Below are 17,972 nucleotides of genomic sequence, written 5' to 3' on the forward strand. Positions count from 1 at the left end.
CGGCCGCCCGAACGGCCGAGGGCATCTCCTCCCCGAGGAGGAGGGCCGGTTCACCGTCGGCGACGAGCTCACGCGCCGGGCGGCGGCTAGCGTCGCGGTATGACCGACGGACCCGCGCGATGGTGGCAGCGCCGACCGCTCGCCGGCGACGCGCTCTTCGCCGTCGCCCTGGTGCTGCTGGAGGTCGCCTTCCTGCTGCTCACCCCACCGGAGTTCTGGCCCGGGCGGCTGCCGGCCGCGCTGGCCTGGAGCCTGCTCGCAGCCGCCCCGGTGGCGCTGCGCCGGGTCGCCCCGTGGGCGGCGGTGGGCCTCGCGGTGGCCACCCTGGCACTGCCGACCCTGCTCGGGCACGCCCCCGGCACGCAGGGCCTGACGTTCATGGTGCTGACGTACACGATGGCCGCGCACCGGCCGGCGCGGCCGGCGGTGCTCGCCGCGGTGCTGCTCTGGGTGCCGGTGGCGGTGGCCAACCTGGTCGCCCCGCCGGACGGGATCCTGGCGGTGGGCCCCGGTTACCTGCTGCTCAACAACCTGCTCACCGCCCTGCTGTCGTACGCGGTGGGGCGGGCGGTGCAGGCGCGCCGCACATCGGTGCGGGTGCTGCGGGAGCGGGCCCGGGTCGCCGAGCAGAACCAGCGTTCGCTGGCCGAGCAGGCGGTCGCCGACGAGCGGCGCCGGATCGCCCGGGAGCTGCACGACGTGGTCGCCCACCACGTGAGCGTGATGGGGGTGCTGGCCACCGGGGCGCGCCGGGTGCTGCGCCGCGACCTGGACGCCGCGGACGAGGCGATCGCCACCATCGAGGACACCAGCCGGGTCACCCTGCGCGAGATGCGCCGCCTGCTCGACGTGCTGCGCACCGACGCGGAGCCGGCGGCGGAGCTGGCCCCGCAGCCCGGCCTGGCGGGGATCGAGGCGCTGGTCGAGCAGGTGCGGGAAGCCGGACTGCCGGTGACCCTGCACGTGGAGGGCACACCCGGGCCGGTGGAGGAGGGCGTGTCGCTGACGGTCTACCGGATCGTGCAGGAGGCGTTGACCAACGCGCTCAAGCACGCCGGACAGGCCACCGCGCAGGTGCGGCTCACCGTCTCCGACGGATGCCTGACGGTGGAGGTCACCGACACCGGGCGCGGGCCGGGTCCGGGACCCGACCGGATCGGGCACGGCCTGGTCGGCATGCGGGAGCGGGTCGGCCTCTACGGTGGGACCCTGCGGACCGGTCCCCGACCGGGCGGCGGATTCCGGGTCTCGGCGAGGATCCCGGTGGAGCCGGTCGGGGTCCCGGCGTGACCGGGAAGCATCCCGGCCGCGGGCGGGCCGGGCAGCGCCGGCGCGCCCGCCACCGCGACGGCCACCGGGCCCGACGGCCCGACCAGCACGACAGGGAGACCTCATGAGCGACGGCACGGCTCCGGCGCGGCCGGTACGGATCCTGCTCGCCGACGACCAGCCGCTGCTGCGTACCGGCTTCCGGATGGTGCTGGGCACCGAGGAGGACCTGGACATCGTGGCCGAGGCCGGGGACGGCCAGGAGGCGGTGGAGCTGTCCCGGCGGCTGCTGCCGGACGTGGTGCTGATGGACATCCGGATGCCCCGGATGGACGGGGTGGCGGCCACCCGGGCCATCGTCGACGCCCGGCTGCCGGTGCGGGTGCTCATCCTGACCACCTTCGACCTGGACGAGTACGTGGTGGGGGCGTTGCGCGCCGGGGCGAGCGGCTTCCTGGCCAAGGACGTGCCGGCGGAGGACCTGGTCACCGCGATCCGCACGGTCGCCGCCGGGGAGGCGGTGGTCGCGCCACGAATCCTCAAGCGGCTGCTGGACCGCTTCGCCAACGTGCTCCCGGACCCGGCGGCCACCCCGCCGAAGGCGCTCAACTCGCTCACCGAACGGGAGCGGGAGGTGCTGGTGCAGGTGGCCCGGGGGCTGTCCAACGCCGAGATCGCCGCGGCGCTGTCGGTCAGCGAGACCACCATCAAGACCCACGTCGGGCACGTGCTGACCAAGCTGGGGCTGCGCGACCGGGTGCAGGCGGTGGTGCTGGCGTACGAGTCGGGCCTGGTGCGCCCGAAGGCGTGAGGCGACTACGTCGCGGAGCGTACGCGAGGGGTCGCCGGAGGGGCGACGACGCGGTTGTCGTCGTCACCTACCGTCACAAAAGACGGCGCGGCGCGGTTGACCATGACGTGACGTCAGGTCCTAGCGTCGGTTCCGGCGCCGTTCTGGCGGGTGGAACACGCTCGATCGGCCGCCGGCTCAGGGGCAACCCTGAGCCGGGCTCCGGGCCGACCCGCAGCGGGAAATCCGCATCCGCTCCGCCGGGAGTCGGACGGAAGCGGGGCGCGCGGCACCGAGGATGGAACCAGCCCCACCGACCAGCGGGGGCGGCGGGGACACCGCAAGCAGACGGAAGAGGTAGATGACGTGACCGCGATGGTAGGCCGGCAGGCGCAGGCCGCGGCCAGGGCCAGCGACGTGTGGAAGGTGTACGGCAGCGGTGAGGCGCAGGTCGCCGCACTGCAGGGGGTGAGCGCCGAGTTCGAGCGCGGCCGGTTCACGGCGATCATGGGCCCGTCGGGTTCGGGCAAGTCGACGCTGATGCACTGCCTGGCCGGGCTGGACTCGGTCACCCGGGGCACCGTGCACATCGGCGACACCACGGTGACCGGGCTCGGCGACGCCGGCCTGACGAAACTGCGGCGGGACAAGGTCGGTTTCGTCTTCCAGCAGTTCAACCTGCTGCCGACGCTGACCGCCGAGGAGAACATCCTGCTGCCGATGTCGATCGCCGGCCGCAAGCCCGACCAGGCCTGGTACGACACGGTGATCGACACGGTGGGCCTGCGGGACCGGCTGGGGCATCGCCCGGCGCAGCTGTCGGGTGGTCAGCAGCAGCGGGTGGCGTGCGCCCGGGCGCTGGTCGCCCGACCCGAGGTGATCTTCGCCGACGAGCCGACGGGCAACCTGGACTCCCGCTCCGGCGCGGAGGTGCTGAACTTCCTGCGCAACTCGGTCCGCGAGCACGGCCAGACCATCGTGATGGTCACCCACGACCCGACCGCCGCCGCGTACGCCGACCGGGTCATCTTCCTCGCCGACGGGCAGGTCGTCTCGGAGCTGATCGAGCCGACCGCCGACACCGTGCTGGACACCATGAAGAAGCTCGACACGCCGGCCGAGGTGGCGAACTGATGTTCCGCGCGACGTGGAAGAGCCTGCTGGCGCGCAAGGTGCGCCTCATCCTCTCCGGCCTGGCCGTGGTGCTGGGCGTCATGTTCGTCTCCGGCGCGTTCGTGCTCACCGACACGCTCGGCCGCTCGTTCGACGCGGTCTTCGCCGACGCGTACGAGGGGGTGGACGTCAACGTCTCCGCCAAGCCGAAGGTCGCGCTCAGCGAGACCGAGGGTGAGCAGGTGGCCGGGTCGATCCCGGCCGCGACGCTGGAGAAGGTGCGCACGGTCGGCGGGGTGGCCGAGGCCACCGGGATCGTCGCCGCCGACGGCGCCCGCCTGATCGGCAGCAACGGCAAGGTGGTCACCTCGTTCGGGCCGCCGCAGCTCGGCCAGAACTGGGTGGGCGAGAGCGACCTGGTCAGGATGCGTGAGGGCCGCGAGCCGCGCGCCGACGACGAGATCGTCGTCAACGGGGCGCTGGCGAAGGCGGCGAAGGTGAAGGTCGGCGACCGGGTGGGCGTGCTGACCCTGGAGCCGAAGAAGGAGTTCACCCTGGTGGGTGTCTTCGGTTACAGCGGTGACCGGGACTCCCTGGGTGGCGCCAACGAGGTCGCCTTCACCACCCCGGTGGCGCAGCGGCTGATGCTCGGCGAGCCGGACGTGTTCACCAACATCAGCGTGAAGGCCGCCGACGGGGTCGGCGAGGCCGCCCTGCGCGACGACATCGCCGGCGCCCTCGGCGGCGACTTCGAGGTCAAAACCGGCGAGCAACTCTCCGCCGACGCCTCGGCCGGGCTGAAGGAGGGGCTGTCCTTCTTCAACAAGATCCTGCTCGGCTTCGCCGCGGTGGCGCTGCTGGTCGGCACCTTCCTCATCCTCAACACCTTCTCGATCATCGTGGCCCAGCGGACCCGGGAGCTGGCCCTGATGCGGGCCATCGGGGCCAGCGGTCGGCAGATCATCGGCTCGGTGGTGCTGGAGGCCGTGGCGGTGGGCCTGATCGCCTCCGTGCTGGGCCTGGCCGCCGGCGTCGGGGTCGGGGCGCTGCTGGCGTACCTGTTCGGCAAGCTGGCCGGCGGGCTCGCCCTGGCCGGGATCGGGGTGCCGGCGGCGGCGGTGATCGGCGCGTTCTCGGTGGGTCTGGTGATCACCGTGGTGGCGGCGCTGCTGCCGGCGCTGCGGGCGTCGCGGATCCCGCCGATCGCGGCGATGCAGGACGTGGCCACCCCGGACCGCCCGCTGACCAAGGTGACGGTGGCCGGCGGGATCGTCACCGCGATCGGCGCCGGCCTGCTCTTCCTGGGGCTCAGCGGCAACGCCGGGGACAACACCCTGGCGACCATCCTCGGCGGGGTGCTGTTCGCCTTCATCGGGGTGGCGCTGCTGACCCCGCTGATCAGCCGGCCGGTGGTGTCCCTGCTCGGGGCGCTGTTCGCCTGGTCGGTGCCGGGCAAGCTGGGCCGGCTCAACTCCGGCCGCAACCCGCGCCGCACCGCGATCACCGCGGCCGCGCTGATGGTCGGCATCGCGCTGGTCACCGGCGTGACGGTGATCCTCGACTCGGCCAAGGGCAGCATCAGCGCGCTGGCCGAGGACCAGATCAAGGCCGAGCTGGTGATCTCCGGGGCGCAGGGCGGTCCGCGACCGCCGAGCTTCGACCCGGCGGTGCTGGACAAGGCGGCGGCCATCCCGGGTGTGCAGCTGGTCGACGGCGAGTACGGCGACATGGCGGTGGTCAACGGCGAGCGCACCTGGGTGGCGGCGTCGAGCAACGCCGCCGCGCTGGAGCGGATCTTCGGGGCGAAGGCCACCGCCGGTGACATCAGCCGGCTGGGGCCGGACCAGATGCTGTTCAGCTCCGACACCGCGAAGTCCCGCAACGTGTCGGTCGGCTCACAGGTCACCGTCCAGCTGTCCCGGGGCCAGGCGCACACGTACACGGTCAGCGGGATCTACGAGAGCTCGCAGCTGACCAACCCGGTGACGCTGCCGCCGCAGGCCGTACGGGACTTCGCCATCCCGCAGCCGATCCAGGGCTTCCTGCAGCTCGCCCCCGGCACCCGGGTCGCCGACGTGCAGCCGCAGGTCGAGACGCTGCTCGCCGACAGCCCCGAGGTGTCGGTGGCCGACCGGGCCGCCTTCATCAAGCAGCAGACCAGCATGCTGGACACCCCGCTGCAGATGATCCAGATCCTGCTGGCGCTGGCCATCGTGATCGCGGTGCTCGGCATCATCAACACGCTGGCCCTGTCGGTGCTGGAGCGGACCCGGGAGCTGGGACTGCTCCGGGCGATCGGGCTGCGCCGGGCGCAGACCATGCGGATGATCACCGTCGAGGCGGTGGTGATCTCGATCTTCGGCGCGCTGCTCGGCGTGGTGGTCGGCACCGGCCTCGGCGCGGCCGTGGTCGAGGCGCTCAAGGACGAGGGCATCACCGATTTGATCCTGCCCTGGGGCCAGATGGGGCTCTTCCTCGGGCTGGCCGCGATCATCGGGGTGATCGCCGCGGTGCTGCCCGCGGTGCGGGCCGCGCGGATCAACGTGCTGGGCGCCATCGCCCACGACTGACCCGAAGCACTCCACGACGAGGGGCCCCGCCGACCGGCGGGGCCCCTCGCGCATGGTCAGGCCAGCGGCTCGCCGAGCAACGCGGCCAGCAGCTCCAGGTCCGCCCCGGTCAGGCTCTCCACCTGGTGTACGCCGTCGATCGGCGCGATCGGCACCTCCGCCGGCACGGCCAGCACCGCCGCACCGGCGGCAAGCGCACTGGCCACCCCGGTCGGCGAGTCCTCGATCGCCACGCACCGGCCGATCGGCACGCCCAGCAGCCGGGCCGCGGTCAGGTACGGCTCGGGATGCGGCTTCGCCGAGTCGACCTCGTCGCCGCAGACCACCGCGTCGAAGCTGTCCCGCCCGAGGGTGTCCAGGGCCACCTCGACCAGCGGACGTCCGCTGGAGGTGACCAGCGCGGTGGGGATGCCGGCGGCGCGTACCGCCCCGAGCAGGGCCAGCGCCCCGGGACGCCAGCGCAGCCCGGTGCGGAACAGCTCCAGGATCCGGGCGTCGATCCAGCGGGTGCTGACCTGCGGGTCCCGCTCCGGCTGGCCGAGGTCGTCGTGCAGGATCCGCATCGACTCGGCCATGCTCGTGCCGATCATGGCACGCCGCGCTGCGTCGGAGAGCGTGCCGCCGTACTCGGCCGCCAGCTCACGCAGCGCGACGTCCCAGAGCTTCTCGCTGTCGACCAGGGTGCCGTCCATGTCGAAGAGCACGGCGGCGGGGTGTGGGCTGCTCAGCGGGGGCCTCCTCCGGCTTGGCTGTTGTCGGGGCGATCCTCTCAGCCCGACCCCGACCGCCCGCCGGCCTCCCCGCCGAAGGTGACCTGTCCGATGCCGCTCAGCCGAGGTCGCAGGCGTCCAGGGACTTCTCGTAGCCGCGGAAGAACGAGTCGGTGCGCTGCTCGGCGGTGCCGTGCGAGCCCTCCGCGAACCACGGCTGGTCCGGGTCGTCGCCGACCGCGAGCAGCCCCTCGCGGAACTCGTCGAGGTCGCCCGTGTCCAGCGTGAGGGTGCCCGAGCGGACCGAGTCGCCCAGGTACGCCCCGGCCATGCAGTCGGCCTGCAACTCCTGCTGGATGGTGAAGCTGTAGCGGATGCCGAGGCGTACCTGGATGCCGTGGGCGTGTTCGTGGCCGAGCAGGTAGAACACGAAGGCGTCGCCGACCTGCCGGAACGCGGCCACCGCCCAGTTGACGTCGTAGGCGATGAAGTCGCCCTGGGAGCAGTAGACGGCGTTGTTGCGCGGCAGCGCCTGCCCGCCGCAGGCGACCTCTCCCTCCCGCTGGTAGGGGACGATCCGGCGGATCGGGCGGAACTGCTGACCGGAGGCCTTGAACTGGGCGGCCCAGTAGCGCTCGGCGATGTCCACCGCGTCGCCGATGTCGGTCTTGAACTCCTCGACGCTGGTGGTACCGTCGGCCCGGGTGGTCTGCGGGCTCGGCGAGGTGGCCGGCCCGGACTGCCGTGGTGCGGGGTCCCGCGGCTCCTGCGGGCCGCTCTCCCCCACCCCGCCGACGGCACACCCGGCCGCCACCACCAGCGCCACCAGCGCCGCCGCGAGCGAGCCGGGCGACTGCCGTCCCGAGCGTGCCGTCACAGTTACCCTCCCAGGCGTCGCGGTCGATGCGGTCGCTGTACCCCGACCGCGGATTGATCATGCCGGGCGACGGTCCCCGAGACCACGGGCGGATGGCCACGGGTCAGCTGCCCCCAGGAGAAGCAGCGCCACCGCCCGTCCGAGTCCAGGTGGGGCTGGACGTGCCGGCGCCGGCGGCGCTCCCGTCGTAGGTGGCGCTGCCTACCACGATCCGGAATTATGGCCGCGATGTGTGACGTGGCCCTGGGAGGCGTGCCGGGCCGCTTCGTACCGCTGCTGCTCCACCAGCGCAGCCTGCCCGGCACCCCGGTCCTCGGCGGAGGCTGTCCGCTGCCGGTCCCGCCAGGCGACCCAACCGACCGCCGACGCCACGACCGCGCCGAGCACCCCGAGTATCACCCACGTAGTCGCCATGGATCGATGGTAGAACCGTAAGGCTAAGCTGCGCGCCCATGACGGCGACCAGTTTCGACGATCACGAGCGGGAACGCTGGGCGGGACGCGGGGCAGCGTACGAGCGCAGTTTCGGGCGGCTGTGCGCGTACCGGGCGGGGGTGCTGCTGGACGGGGCGGGCGCCGGGGCCGGCATGCGGGTGCTCGACGTGGGCACCGGGCGCGGCACGGTGGCGGCGCTGGCGGCCGGGCGCGGCGCCGAGGTGGGCGCGGCCCTGGCCTTCACGCCTGCGGCCTGGCGCGCGTTCGTCACCGAGATTGCCGCACGCACGGGTCCCTGAACGCACGCACCCAAGCCCTCGGTCGGGACGGTCGCTTTCTGGCGCTGAGCCGGCCCCGGCGAACCGCTGCGGATACCTGTCCGGTCCACGCCACGCCGCCTCGGCCGCCGCTCTCGTCGGCCGACCGTCACCTACCCTCGGGAACGGTGTCCGGGTCGCCTCGTCGGCTCCGACGTTCCCGGTGACGGCCCGCCCGGGGTCGGCCGAGAGGAGTGACACGTGAAGTACATGATCATGCTGTACGGCTCGCAGCGGGACTACGACGCGATGGCGGGCCGACCCGGCGACAACCCGCCGCCGATGTCGCCGGAGCAGGTCGCGGCGATGCACGCCCACATGGAGGCTGTGCACAAGGAGATCGCGGAGTCGGGCGAGCTGGTCGACGGCCGGGGGCTGACCGCTCCGGTGCACGCCCGGCGGGTCCGGTTGCGCCAGGGTGCGCCCGTGGTCACCGACGGCCCCTACCCGGAGACGCAGGAGGTGCTGGCCGGCTTCACGATCGTGGAGTGTGACAGCTTCGACCGGGCCAGCCAGATCGCGGCCCGGTTCGTCAACCCGGACGCTGAGGGCGAGTACGTGGACGTGCGGCCGGTCGCCGGGGGCATCGAGGACCTGAACGGCTGATGACCGTCGAGGCCGTCGAGGACCTGCTGCGCCGCCTGACGCCGCAGGTCCTCGGCGCGGTGGTCCGCCGGTACGGGCACTTCGACACAGCCGAGGACGCCACCCAGGAGGCGCTGCTGGCGGCCGCGACCCGCTGGCCCGTCGACGGCGTACCGGATGATCCGCGCGCCTGGCTGATCACCGTCGCGGCGCGGCGCCTGACGGACCTGCTCCGCAGCGAACAGGCCCGGCGGCGGCGCGAGGACGACGTCGCCCGGCGGCTGCCGCCCGAACGGTGGCTCGCTCCCCCGGCGGACCGCCGGGCCCCGGACGACGACAGCCTGGTGCTGTTGTTCCTCTGCTGCCACCCGGAGCTACCGCCGGCGGCGCAGATCGCGCTGACCCTGCGGGCTGTCGGCGGGCTGTGCACCGCCGAGGTGGCCCGGGCGTTCCTCGTCCCGGAGGGCACCATGACCCGCCGCATCACCCGCGCCAAGCAGCGCATCCGGGACAGCGGGGTGCCGTTCGGCCTGCCCACCGCCCCGGAACGACAGGCCCGCCTGGACGCCGTCCGGCACGTGCTCTATCTGATCTTCAACGAGGGGTACGCCAGCACGTCCGGGCCGCTGCTGCGCCGGGTGGACCTGTCCACCGAGGCGATCCGGCTCACCCGGATGCTGCACCGGCTGCTCCCCGACGACGCCGAGGTGACCGGGCTGCTGGCGTTGATGCTGCTCACCGACGCGCGGGGCGCGGCGCGGGTCGGGCCGGGCGGTGAGCTGGTCCCGATGGCCGAGCAGGACCGCAGCCGCTGGTGCGCCGACCAGATCGCCGAGGGCATCGCGCTGGTCAGCGCGGTGCTGCCGCGCGGCGAGGTCGGGCCGTACCAGGTGCAGGCGGCGATCGCGGCGGTACACGACGAGGCCCCGAGCGCCGAGGAGACCGACTGGCCGCAGATCGAGGCGCTCTACGCGGTGCTCATGGGCCTCTCCGACAACCCGGTCGTGGCGCTCAACCACGCCGTGGCGGTGGCCATGGCCCGGGGCGCGCCCGCGGGGCTCGACCTGCTCGCCGCGCTGGCGGCCGACCCGCGGATCGCCGGTGACCCCCGGTTGCCCGCCGCCCGCGCGCACCTGCTGGAGCGGACCGGCGACCTCGGCGCGGCGCGGTCGGCGTACGAGGAGGCGGCGCGGCGGTCGATGAACCTGCCGCAGCAGCGCTACCTGTACGCCTGCGCCGCCCGCCTGGCCGGCGCCGGCTGAGGTGGTCTCACCACTGCCCGCCGGGCACCAGCACCCTCGTGGAATCCGGCAGCGTGGTCAGCACCCGACGATTCCCGCCACCCGGCTCGACGGCGACCAGCTCGGTACGCCCCTGCGTCCGGCGCGTCAGGACGACGTCCGCGCCGACGATCCCCTCGAACAGCTCTGCGGAGCCCTTATGCGCCGGGGCCAGGTCCACCCGGCCCGCCGGGTCGCCGGTGCGGACGTCCACGCCGACCAACGCGGTCGCCGGCGCCGCCAGCGTCCCCTCCGGCTGGTCGGTGGGCTCCGGGTCCGGCCGGCCCACCTGCACCCAGACCCGGGCCGGCGTCCCGCCGCCGTGCAGCAGCGGCACGATCGCGTTTAAGGACTCGCCGGGACGGAGCTGTCCGGGCCGCAGCACCGGCACATCCCGGGTGGCGCCGGTGTCGAGGTCCCGCACCGTGACGGCCAGCTGCGGTGGCGCCGTGGCGTCCGGGGCGGACGGCTCCAGGTCGACCAGGACGAGGTGTCGGCCGTCGACGAGGGTGACCGCGTCGGTCAGCGGGGTGCCCGCCACGTCGAGCCGGCGCAACGCCCCGTTGCCCGTCGAGAGCACCGCGAGGGCGCGGCCCGACCGGGACAGCTCGGCGAGCACGACCGAACCCGAGTCGGTGGACCAGCGCCACAGCTCGTACCCGGTCGGCACCGTCCGCTCCGTCGTGCCGGCCAGGTCCCGGATCCACCACTGGCCGTCCCGGCGGACGGCCAACCACCGGCCGTTCGGGGACAGCGACTGGTGCACCGGGCCGATGGTGGCCGGGGTGCGTCCGGCCCGGAACTGCTCGCCGGAGCGGGTGACCAGGTGGATGTCCCGCTGCCGGAAGGTGCGGGTCGCCTCGTCGAAGTCGCCCGGCAGCTCGACGTCGTACAGAAAGGCCGCCGGACCGACCGCCCGGTCCGTCGGCAGGTCCGCCAGGGTGGGCGGCGGACCCAGCCGGGTCGGCAGGCCGGCCAGCACGTCCCGTGGCGCGACGGCAGGGGTGGTGGCCTCCGCCGGCGGGCCGTCGGTGCTCGTCCGCCAGCCCAGCACACCGGCCGCGCCGCCGACCAGCACCCCGGCCAGCAGCACCGCGAGCCACCCGCGCCCGAGTGCCCGGCGCGGCGTCGGTTCCTCCACCGTGGACTCCATCCCCGTGCCCCCCGTTCCGGGCGGTCGCCGCCCCGGCCCAGCGAAGCCGAGGCCAGCGCCGCCCGTCAACAGCGTCGCGTGATCCGACGCCCGATGTCGACCTGATCGAGACCGGTCAGGGTCGCGGCTCGGGTTCCACCCGGAACACCGGGTGCCGGGCGGCGACCGCCTCGAACTCCGCGAGCGGGGCGCGCCGGTCGACCGGCAGGTGCGGTCGGGCGCCGGGGGCGAGGTCGAGGTAGCGGCGCAGGATCGGGGCCCGCCGCGCCACGTCGACCTCCCGCAGCAGCACGCGCTCCCGCCCGCCGTGCCGCAGCACCGCCCGCCCGCCGGCCGCCCGCACGTTGCGTACCCAGTTGGCGTTCTCGCCCAGCATGGACACCAGGTAGCGGGCACGGTCGACGTCGACCACCACCACCGGCACGGTGACGGTCCGGCCGGTGCTCCGGCCGCGTACCTCCAGGGTGACCGCGCGGCGCGGGGCGAGCACCCCGGTGGCGAACTGGACGGCGTCCACCCGGTTCATCGCCCGGGCCAGCCGGCCGGGCCGGTCGCCGGGGTACATCCGGCGCTTGACCTCGTACAGCAGCTCCACGACACGGCGCACGGTCACCTCCCAGGTCCACCATCGAGTCTGCACGCCGCCGGCCGGTGGGTGCAGGGACGTTGGTCCCGACCCGACCGGCCCGGTAATCCGAATGCCGCCCCGCCGTCCACGCGATCAGCCGTCACACGCCGTCGCCGGCCCGGCCCGGCGGTGGGGTGGCGGCCGGACCGGGTGGCGGTGACGGTCGCCGGAACGGCAGCGTGATCCCGGCTCGGTCGAGCACGGCGATGTAGTGGCCGAGCAGCCCGTCCAGCTCGGCGCCGAGGTGGTCGGCCCACTCCCGGGCCGCCGCCTGGTCGCCGGCGCGCAACGCCGACCGGATCAGCTCGACGTCCTCGCGCAGCACCGACAGGCTGTCGCCCTGAAGGAGCAGGCCGGGGAAGCGGCGCGGGGGCAGGCGCAGCACGGCGGCGTTGCCACGGGCGTGCAGGTCGACCTCGATGCGTTCCACCCGCCGACCGTAGCCGCCGTCACCCGTCCGCGAGGACCTCCCGGAGCCGGGCGGCGAACCGCTTCGGGTCCTCCACGAAGCCGATGTGGCCGCCCGGGAACATCGTCGGCGCGGTGCCGAGCGCCTCGGCCAGCGCCCGGGACGTCCGGTCGCAGACCTGGCCGGTCGACTCCTCCCCCAGGCCGACCACCACCCGGGTCGGGCCCTCGCGCAGGGCGGCGATGTCCGGCTGGAACCGAGTGGTGCCACCGATCATGTGCACGTACTGGAAATGCTCGTCGGCGGCGGCCTGCGGATCGGGGTCGCCCCCGAACATGGCCTGGACGACCTCCTCGGGCAGCTCGATGTTCGCGGTGGCGAGGAACTGCCGCCCGGCGCCCAGCCGGTCGCCGGCGACGTACGTGGCGACCATGGCGTCCTCCCGGGCCAGGAGTTCCGCGCGGTCATCCAACAACCCGAGCAGCGGCGGCTCATGGGCGATGACCGTGTGCGCCCGCTCCGGGTGGGCCTGGGCGAGGGCGACGACGGTCACCGCGCCGCCGCTGGAACCGAGCACGGCGGCCGGGCCGGCGTCGAGGTGGGCGATCAGCCGGGCGACGTCGTCGGCGCGCAGCTGCGGGGTCGAGTCCTGGTGCGGGTCGTGCAACGGGCTGCGGTTGATGCCGCGCGGGTCGGTGGTGAGCACGGTGTGGTCGGTGGCCAGCAGGTCGGCCAGCGGCGCGAACGCCCCGGCGTCCATCGGGGCGGCGACCAGCGCCACCAGCGGCCCCCGTCCGCGGACCTCGTAGTGCAGTCGCCCGTCGGGGACCTCCAGGGTCGCGGTGGTGACGGGTGCGGTGGAAGTGGTGCTCATCGGGTCCTCCCGGGTCGTGGCCTGCGTGCGTTCAGGGTGGAGACTTCCGTCATGCGGCAGAATCGTCGCTCGTGAGGGTGAATTCTCCGCACGTCGCCGACGACGCCCGCGACGCCGGGCTGGACCGGGCGCGCGAAGGTGACCAGGCCGCGTTCGCCGACCTGGTGGCGCCGCTGCGCCGAGAGCTGCACGCGCACTGCTACCGGATGCTCGGCTCCGCCCACGACGCCGACGACGCCCTCCAGGAGGCGCTGCTGCGGGCGTGGCGCGGGCTGCCGCGCTTCGAGGGGCGCAGCTCGGTGCGCTCGTGGCTGTACACGATAGCCACCCGCACCTGCCTGGACGTCGTGGCCGGCCGGGCCCGCCGGGCGCTCCCGGTCGACCTCGGCCCGGCCAGCGAGCGGGCGGTCCTGGACAGCGCGCCGGCGGGCCACGTCGCCTGGCTGGGCCCCTACCCCGACGCCGGGCTCGCCGACGGTCCGGCCGCCCCCGACGTACGCTACGAGCAGCGCGAGGCCGTCGAGCTGGCCTTCGTCGCGGCCCTGCAGCACCTGCCCGGCAACCAGCGGGCGGCGCTGCTGCTCTTCGAGGTGCTGGGCTTCTCCGCCGCCGAGATCGCCACCATGATGCGCACCTCGGTCGCCTCGGTGAACTCCGCGCTGGCGCGCGCCCGGCGGCTCGTGGCCGACCGGGTGCCCCCGGCCAGCCAGCAGCAGACCCTGCGCCGCATCGACGACGCCCGGCTCCGGGAGATCGTCACCGGCTACGCGACCGCCCTGGAGAACGGCGACACCGACACCCTGGTCGCCCTGCTGACCGAGGACGTCACCTGGTCGATGCCGCCGCTGCCGCAGTGGTACCGGGGCCTGACGGCGGTCACCGACTTCGCCCGCGAGCTGCCGATGACCCGGTGCGGGAGCTGGCGGCACCGGGCGACCAGCGCGAACGGGCAGCCGGCGGTCGCGTCGTACCTGCGCTCGGGGGACGCCGGCCCCTACCTGGCCTGGGCGATCAACGTGCTGACCCTGCGGGACCGGCGGATCGCCGAGATCACGTCGTTCCTGGGGGCCGAGCACTTCGCCGGGTTCGGGCTGCCCGGTTCTCTGCCGCCCGTCAGCGACGGCCACCTGGACCAGCGGCCCCGGTGACCGGGACGGACGCTTCCCGAGGCTGATGGCGTACCTGGACGGGGCACCTGGATCGCCCGGCCCTCGGACGATCGATAATCGCAGGCGCCGGGGCGGGGCCCGCGGTACGGTCCGGCGATGCATGACACGGACGGATACTTCGGCGAGAAGGTGGCGGCAAGGTACGACGACCCGACCTCGGAGATGTTCGACCCCGCGGTCGTGGCGACCACAGTCGACGTGCTGGCCGAACTCGCCGGCGCCGGCCGGGCCCTCGAACTGGGTATCGGGACCGGGCGCGTCGCGCTGCCACTGGCCGCCCGCGGCGTGCCGGTACACGGCATCGACCTGTCCGCGGCGATGGTCGACCGGCTGCGTGCCAAGCCCGGCGGCGCCGCGATCGGCGTGACGATCGGCGACTTCGCCACCACGCGGGTGGACGGGACGTTCTCGCTGGCGTACCTGGTCTTCAACACCATCATGAACCTGACCACTCAGGAGGCCCAGGTGGCCTGCTTCCGCAACGTCGCCGCGCACCTGGCACCCGGCGGCCGCTTCGTCGTCGAGGTCCTGGTCCCCGAGCTGCGCCGGCTCCCACCCGGCCAGAACGTGGTGCCCTTCCACGTCGGGCCCACCGGATGGGCGTACGACATCTACGACGTCGCCACCCAGGCGACGAGCTCCAACTACGTACGGGTCGTCGACGGTCGGGCGGAGTACCGGTCGATTCCCTTCCGGTACGTGTGGCCGGCGGAGCTCGACCTGATGGCCCAGCTCGCCGGGCTGCGACTGCGCGAGCGCTGGGACGGGTGGAGCCTGGAGCCGTTCACCAGCGAGAGCCGCCAGCACGTCTCGGTCTGGGAGAAACCCGCCGACTGAGCGCCTGAGGCGGTCATCTCCAGCGGACGGCGTCTGGCGGCCTGACGATCCTGCCACGCCTCTGGCACGTTCGCAGCGGCTCGCCAGGGCCCCTCCTCATTTGGTGGGGCCACTCGGGCGCCGGATTCTTGATGCGTTCAAGAAAATGGAGAATACTGCACGGCGTGCCCACGGTCTCGGACTTCGAGCGCATGTTGCGCGAAGCCGCGCTCCGGGTGACCCGTCCGCGGCTGGCGGTGCTGGCCGCGGTGCACGCGCATCCACACGCCGACACCGTCTCGGTATTCGGTGCCGTGCGTAGGGAGCTTCCCGAGGTGTCCCACCAGGCCGTCTACGACGTACTGCGTGCGCTGACCGCCGCGGGGCTGGTGCGGCGCATCCAGCCTTCCGGCTCAGTGGCTCGCTACGAGTCGCGGGTCGGGGACAACCACCACCACGTCGTGTGCCGGTCGTGCGGTGCCATCGCCGACGTCGACTGCGCCGTCGGCGAGACCCCCTGCCTGACCGCGTCCGACAACCAGGGCTTCTCGATCGACGAGGCCGAGGTCACCTACTGGGGCGTTTGTCCCGACTGTGTCGCGGCGCCAGCAACCAGTTGATAGAACGAGACATCAAGACAGGAGAAGGACCGACGTGTCTGATCGCGGCAGCGAGAGTGAAAACCCGGTAATCCCATCCCCCACTCCGACCCCGACTCGGCCCAGGACGAACCAGGACTGGTGGCCGAATCAGCTGAACCTGCAGGTTCTCCACCAGCACTCGCCGCGATCCACTCCGATGGGCGAGGACTTCGACTACGCCGAGGAGTTCAAGACCCTCAAGGTGGAGGAGCTCAAACAGGACATCCTCGACGTGATGACGACGTCGCAGGACTGGTGGCCGGCCGACTACGGCCACTACGGGCCGCTCTTCATCCGGATGAGCTGGCACGCCGCCGGCACGTACCGCATCGAAGACGGCCGTGGCGGTGGCGGCGACGGAGCCCAGCGCTTCGCCCCCCTCAACAGTTGGCCCGACAACGCGAATCTCGACAAGGCCCGCCGGTTGCTGTGGCCGGTCAAGCAGAAGTACGGCCGGAAGATCTCCTGGGCCGACCTCCTGGTCTTCACCGGCAACGTCGCCCTGGAGTCGATGGGCTTCAAGACCTTCGGCTTCGGCTTCGGGCGAGAGGACATCTGGGAGCCCGAGGAGCTGTTCTGGGGGCCTGAGGACACGTGGCTCGGAGACGAGCGCTACAGCGGCGACAGGGAGCTCGCCGGTCCTCTCGGCGCCGTGCAGATGGGCCTCATCTACGTGAATCCGGAGGGCCCCAACGGCATCCCGGATGCTCTGGCGGCCGCCCGGGACATCCGGGAGACCTTCGGCCGGATGGCGATGAACGACGAGGAGACGGTCGCGCTCATCGCCGGCGGCCACACGTTCGGCAAGACCCACGGCGCGGGCGACGCCAGCCTGGTCGGCCCCGAGCCCGAGGGCTGCCCCGTCGACCATCAGGGTCTCGGCTGGAAGAACGCACTCGGCAGCGGCAAGGGCAGGGACACGATCACCAGTGGGCTCGAGGGGGCGTGGACGCCCACCCCGATCACCTGGGACAACAGCTACTTCGAGACCCTGTTCGGCTACGAGTGGGAGCTCACCGAGAGCCCTGCCGGCGCCAAGCAGTGGAAGCCGAAGGACGGCGCTGGGGCGGACGCCGTGCCCGACGCCCACGACCCCTCGGTCAGGCACGCCCCGATGATGGCGACGACGGACCTCGCGCTGCGCGTCGACCCGATCTACGAGCAGATCTCGCGGCGATTCCGGGAGAACCCGGACCAGCTCGCGGAGGCGTTCGCCAAGGCGTGGTACAAGCTGCTGCACCGCGACATGGGACCCGTCTCGCGCTACCTCGGCCCGTGGGTCCCGGAGCCGCAACTGTGGCAGGACCCCGTGCCGGCGGTCGATCACGAGCTGATCGCGGACGAGGACATCGCCGCCCTCAAGGGCAAGGTCCTCGCATCGGGACTGTCCGTCTCGCAGCTGGCCTTGACCGCTTGGGCGTCGGCGGCGAGCTTCCGCGGCACCGACATGCGTGGCGGGGCCAACGGAGCGCGGATCCGCCTCGAGCCGCAGAAGAACTGGGAGGTCAACGACCCGGCCGAGCTCGCCACGGTGCTGCAGACCCTGGAGCGGATCCAGCAGGAATTCAACAATTCGCAGTCCGGTGGGAAGAAGATCTCGCTTGCTGATCTGCTCGTCCTCGGCGGGTGCGCGGCCGTCGAGCAGGCAGCCAGGAACGCCGGGCATCACGTCACGGTCCCGTTCGCACCGGGGCGTACGGACGCCTCGCAGGAGCAGACCGACGTGGAGTCGTTCGCCGTGCTCGAGCCGAAGGCAGACGGCTTCCGCAACTACCTGCGAGCCGGAGAGAAGTTGTCGCCGGAGACCCTGCTGCTGGACCGGGCCAACCTGTTGACGCTGACCGCTCCCGAGATGACGGTCCTGATCGGCGGCATGCGGGCCCTGAACGCCAACGTGGGGCAGGCACGACACGGCGTCTTCACCGACCGGCCGGAGACGTTGACGAACGACTTCTTCGTGAACCTGCTCGACATCGGCACGGAGTGGAAGCCATCCACCTCGGCCGAGAACGTGTTCGAGGGTCGGGATCGCGCCACGGGCGAGGTCAGGTGGACAGCCACCGCCGTTGACCTCGTCTTCGGTTCGAACTCCCAGCTCCGAGCCATCGCCGAGGTCTACGGCGGTGACGACGCGCGGGAGAAGTTCGTCCAGGACTTCGTCGCGGCGTGGGTCAAGGTCATGAACCTGGACCGGTACGACCTCGCCTGATGCGAAGGGGCCCCGGTCACCGACGAGGTGACCGGGGCCCGCTGTCCTGGTCAGATGAGCGCGGGTTTGTGAAACTCGCTCTTGGCCGACTGCCCGCCTCGCTGCGTTTGCGCAGCTCAGGACGGGC

18 protein-coding genes are annotated in these 17,972 nt (G+C 73.1%); 11 read left to right on the forward strand and 7 right to left on the reverse strand.

All coding sequences use genetic code 11. The features are described from left to right. Positions 1 to 99: 99 nt before the first annotated feature. From AB0I41_RS20495 to AB0I41_RS20510, 4 genes are all read left to right on the forward strand, one after another. The gene (locus tag AB0I41_RS20495) at positions 100 to 1,290 is read left to right on the forward strand and encodes a sensor histidine kinase (RefSeq protein WP_357109705.1); all 1,191 of its coding nucleotides are present in this window, start codon (positions 100 to 102) and stop codon (positions 1,288 to 1,290) included. A gap of 103 nt (positions 1,291 to 1,393) precedes the next feature. After that, on the forward strand, positions 1,394 to 2,080 hold the full coding sequence (locus AB0I41_RS20500) for a response regulator transcription factor (RefSeq protein ID WP_357109708.1): 687 nt from the start codon (positions 1,394 to 1,396) through the stop codon (positions 2,078 to 2,080). A gap of 345 nt (positions 2,081 to 2,425) precedes the next feature. Then, positions 2,426 to 3,193, forward strand: coding sequence for an ABC transporter ATP-binding protein (locus AB0I41_RS20505; protein WP_357109711.1), 768 nt, complete (start codon positions 2,426 to 2,428; stop codon positions 3,191 to 3,193). Continuing rightward, a complete protein-coding gene (locus AB0I41_RS20510; RefSeq protein ID WP_357109714.1) occupies positions 3,193 to 5,742 on the forward strand; it encodes an FtsX-like permease family protein in 2,550 nt (849 codons plus the stop codon). The genes AB0I41_RS20505 and AB0I41_RS20510 overlap by 1 nt, the downstream gene beginning before the upstream one ends. A gap of 56 nt (positions 5,743 to 5,798) precedes the next feature. Here AB0I41_RS20510 and AB0I41_RS20515 read toward each other — a convergent pair whose 3' ends face one another. The 3 genes from AB0I41_RS20515 to AB0I41_RS20525 form a co-directional block, all read right to left on the reverse strand. Continuing rightward, positions 5,799 to 6,446, reverse strand: a complete 648-nt coding sequence (locus AB0I41_RS20515; protein ID WP_357109717.1) for an HAD family phosphatase — start codon at positions 6,444 to 6,446, stop codon at positions 5,799 to 5,801. A 124-nt stretch (positions 6,447 to 6,570) separates the two neighbouring features. Next, positions 6,571 to 7,329, reverse strand: coding sequence for a neutral zinc metallopeptidase (locus AB0I41_RS20520; protein ID WP_357109720.1), 759 nt, complete (start codon positions 7,327 to 7,329; stop codon positions 6,571 to 6,573). Between the two features lie 201 nt (positions 7,330 to 7,530). Beyond that, on the reverse strand, positions 7,531 to 7,743 hold the full coding sequence (locus AB0I41_RS20525; RefSeq protein WP_357109723.1) for a hypothetical protein: 213 nt from the start codon (positions 7,741 to 7,743) through the stop codon (positions 7,531 to 7,533). A gap of 38 nt (positions 7,744 to 7,781) precedes the next feature. On the opposite strand from AB0I41_RS20525, the gene AB0I41_RS20530 reads away from it, so the two are divergent. The 3 genes from AB0I41_RS20530 to AB0I41_RS20540 all read left to right on the forward strand — a co-directional run bounded on the left by AB0I41_RS20530 (position 7,782) and on the right by AB0I41_RS20540 (position 9,928). Continuing rightward, positions 7,782 to 8,063, forward strand: coding sequence for a hypothetical protein (locus AB0I41_RS20530; RefSeq protein WP_357109726.1), 282 nt, complete (start codon positions 7,782 to 7,784; stop codon positions 8,061 to 8,063). Positions 8,064 to 8,291: 228 nt separating this feature from the next. Beyond that, positions 8,292 to 8,687, forward strand: coding sequence for a YciI family protein (locus AB0I41_RS20535; protein ID WP_357109825.1), 396 nt, complete (start codon positions 8,292 to 8,294; stop codon positions 8,685 to 8,687). Next, positions 8,687 to 9,928, forward strand: coding sequence for a sigma-70 family RNA polymerase sigma factor (locus AB0I41_RS20540; protein WP_357109729.1), 1,242 nt, complete (start codon positions 8,687 to 8,689; stop codon positions 9,926 to 9,928). The genes AB0I41_RS20535 and AB0I41_RS20540 overlap by 1 nt, the downstream gene beginning before the upstream one ends. A 7-nt stretch (positions 9,929 to 9,935) precedes the next feature. Here the strand turns inward: AB0I41_RS20540 and AB0I41_RS20545 are convergent, their stop codons facing one another. The 4 genes from AB0I41_RS20545 to AB0I41_RS20560 form a co-directional block, all read right to left on the reverse strand. After that, positions 9,936 to 11,087: a hypothetical protein gene (locus tag AB0I41_RS20545; RefSeq protein WP_357109732.1), complete on the reverse strand. Its 1,152-nt coding sequence runs from the start codon at positions 11,085 to 11,087 to the stop codon at positions 9,936 to 9,938. Positions 11,088 to 11,214: 127 nt separating this feature from the next. Beyond that, positions 11,215 to 11,706 (reverse strand): nitroreductase/quinone reductase family protein, encoded by a 492-nt coding sequence (locus tag AB0I41_RS20550; protein ID WP_357109735.1) that lies wholly within the window; start codon positions 11,704 to 11,706, stop codon positions 11,215 to 11,217. A gap of 121 nt (positions 11,707 to 11,827) precedes the next feature. After that, positions 11,828 to 12,157, reverse strand: a complete 330-nt coding sequence (locus AB0I41_RS20555) for a hypothetical protein (RefSeq protein ID WP_357109738.1) — start codon at positions 12,155 to 12,157, stop codon at positions 11,828 to 11,830. Positions 12,158 to 12,176: 19 nt separating this feature from the next. Beyond that, the gene (locus AB0I41_RS20560) at positions 12,177 to 13,010 is read right to left on the reverse strand and encodes an alpha/beta hydrolase (RefSeq protein ID WP_357109741.1); all 834 of its coding nucleotides are present in this window, start codon (positions 13,008 to 13,010) and stop codon (positions 12,177 to 12,179) included. Positions 13,011 to 13,087: 77 nt separating this feature from the next. Between AB0I41_RS20560 and AB0I41_RS20565 the strand changes: the two genes are divergently transcribed. The 4 genes from AB0I41_RS20565 (at position 13,088) to katG (ending at position 17,845) form a co-directional block, all read left to right on the forward strand. After that, positions 13,088 to 14,158: a sigma-70 family RNA polymerase sigma factor gene (locus tag AB0I41_RS20565; protein WP_357109827.1), complete on the forward strand. Its 1,071-nt coding sequence runs from the start codon at positions 13,088 to 13,090 to the stop codon at positions 14,156 to 14,158. 117 nt (positions 14,159 to 14,275) lie between these two features. Next, positions 14,276 to 15,016 (forward strand): class I SAM-dependent methyltransferase, encoded by a 741-nt coding sequence (locus AB0I41_RS20570; RefSeq protein ID WP_357109744.1) that lies wholly within the window; start codon positions 14,276 to 14,278, stop codon positions 15,014 to 15,016. Between the two features lie 191 nt (positions 15,017 to 15,207). Next, positions 15,208 to 15,615 carry a Fur family transcriptional regulator gene (locus AB0I41_RS20575; protein WP_357109828.1) on the forward strand — a complete coding sequence of 136 codons (408 nt, stop codon included), beginning with the start codon at positions 15,208 to 15,210 and terminating at the stop codon, positions 15,613 to 15,615. Beyond that, positions 15,590 to 17,845: a catalase/peroxidase HPI gene (katG, locus tag AB0I41_RS20580; protein ID WP_357109747.1), complete on the forward strand. Its 2,256-nt coding sequence runs from the start codon at positions 15,590 to 15,592 to the stop codon at positions 17,843 to 17,845. Before AB0I41_RS20575 ends, katG begins: the two co-directional genes overlap by 26 nt. Positions 17,846 to 17,972 lie beyond the last annotated feature (127 nt).

The sequence above is a fragment of the Micromonospora sp. NPDC050200 genome, from assembly GCF_040656135.1.
Classification (GTDB): domain Bacteria; phylum Actinomycetota; class Actinomycetes; order Mycobacteriales; family Micromonosporaceae; genus Micromonospora.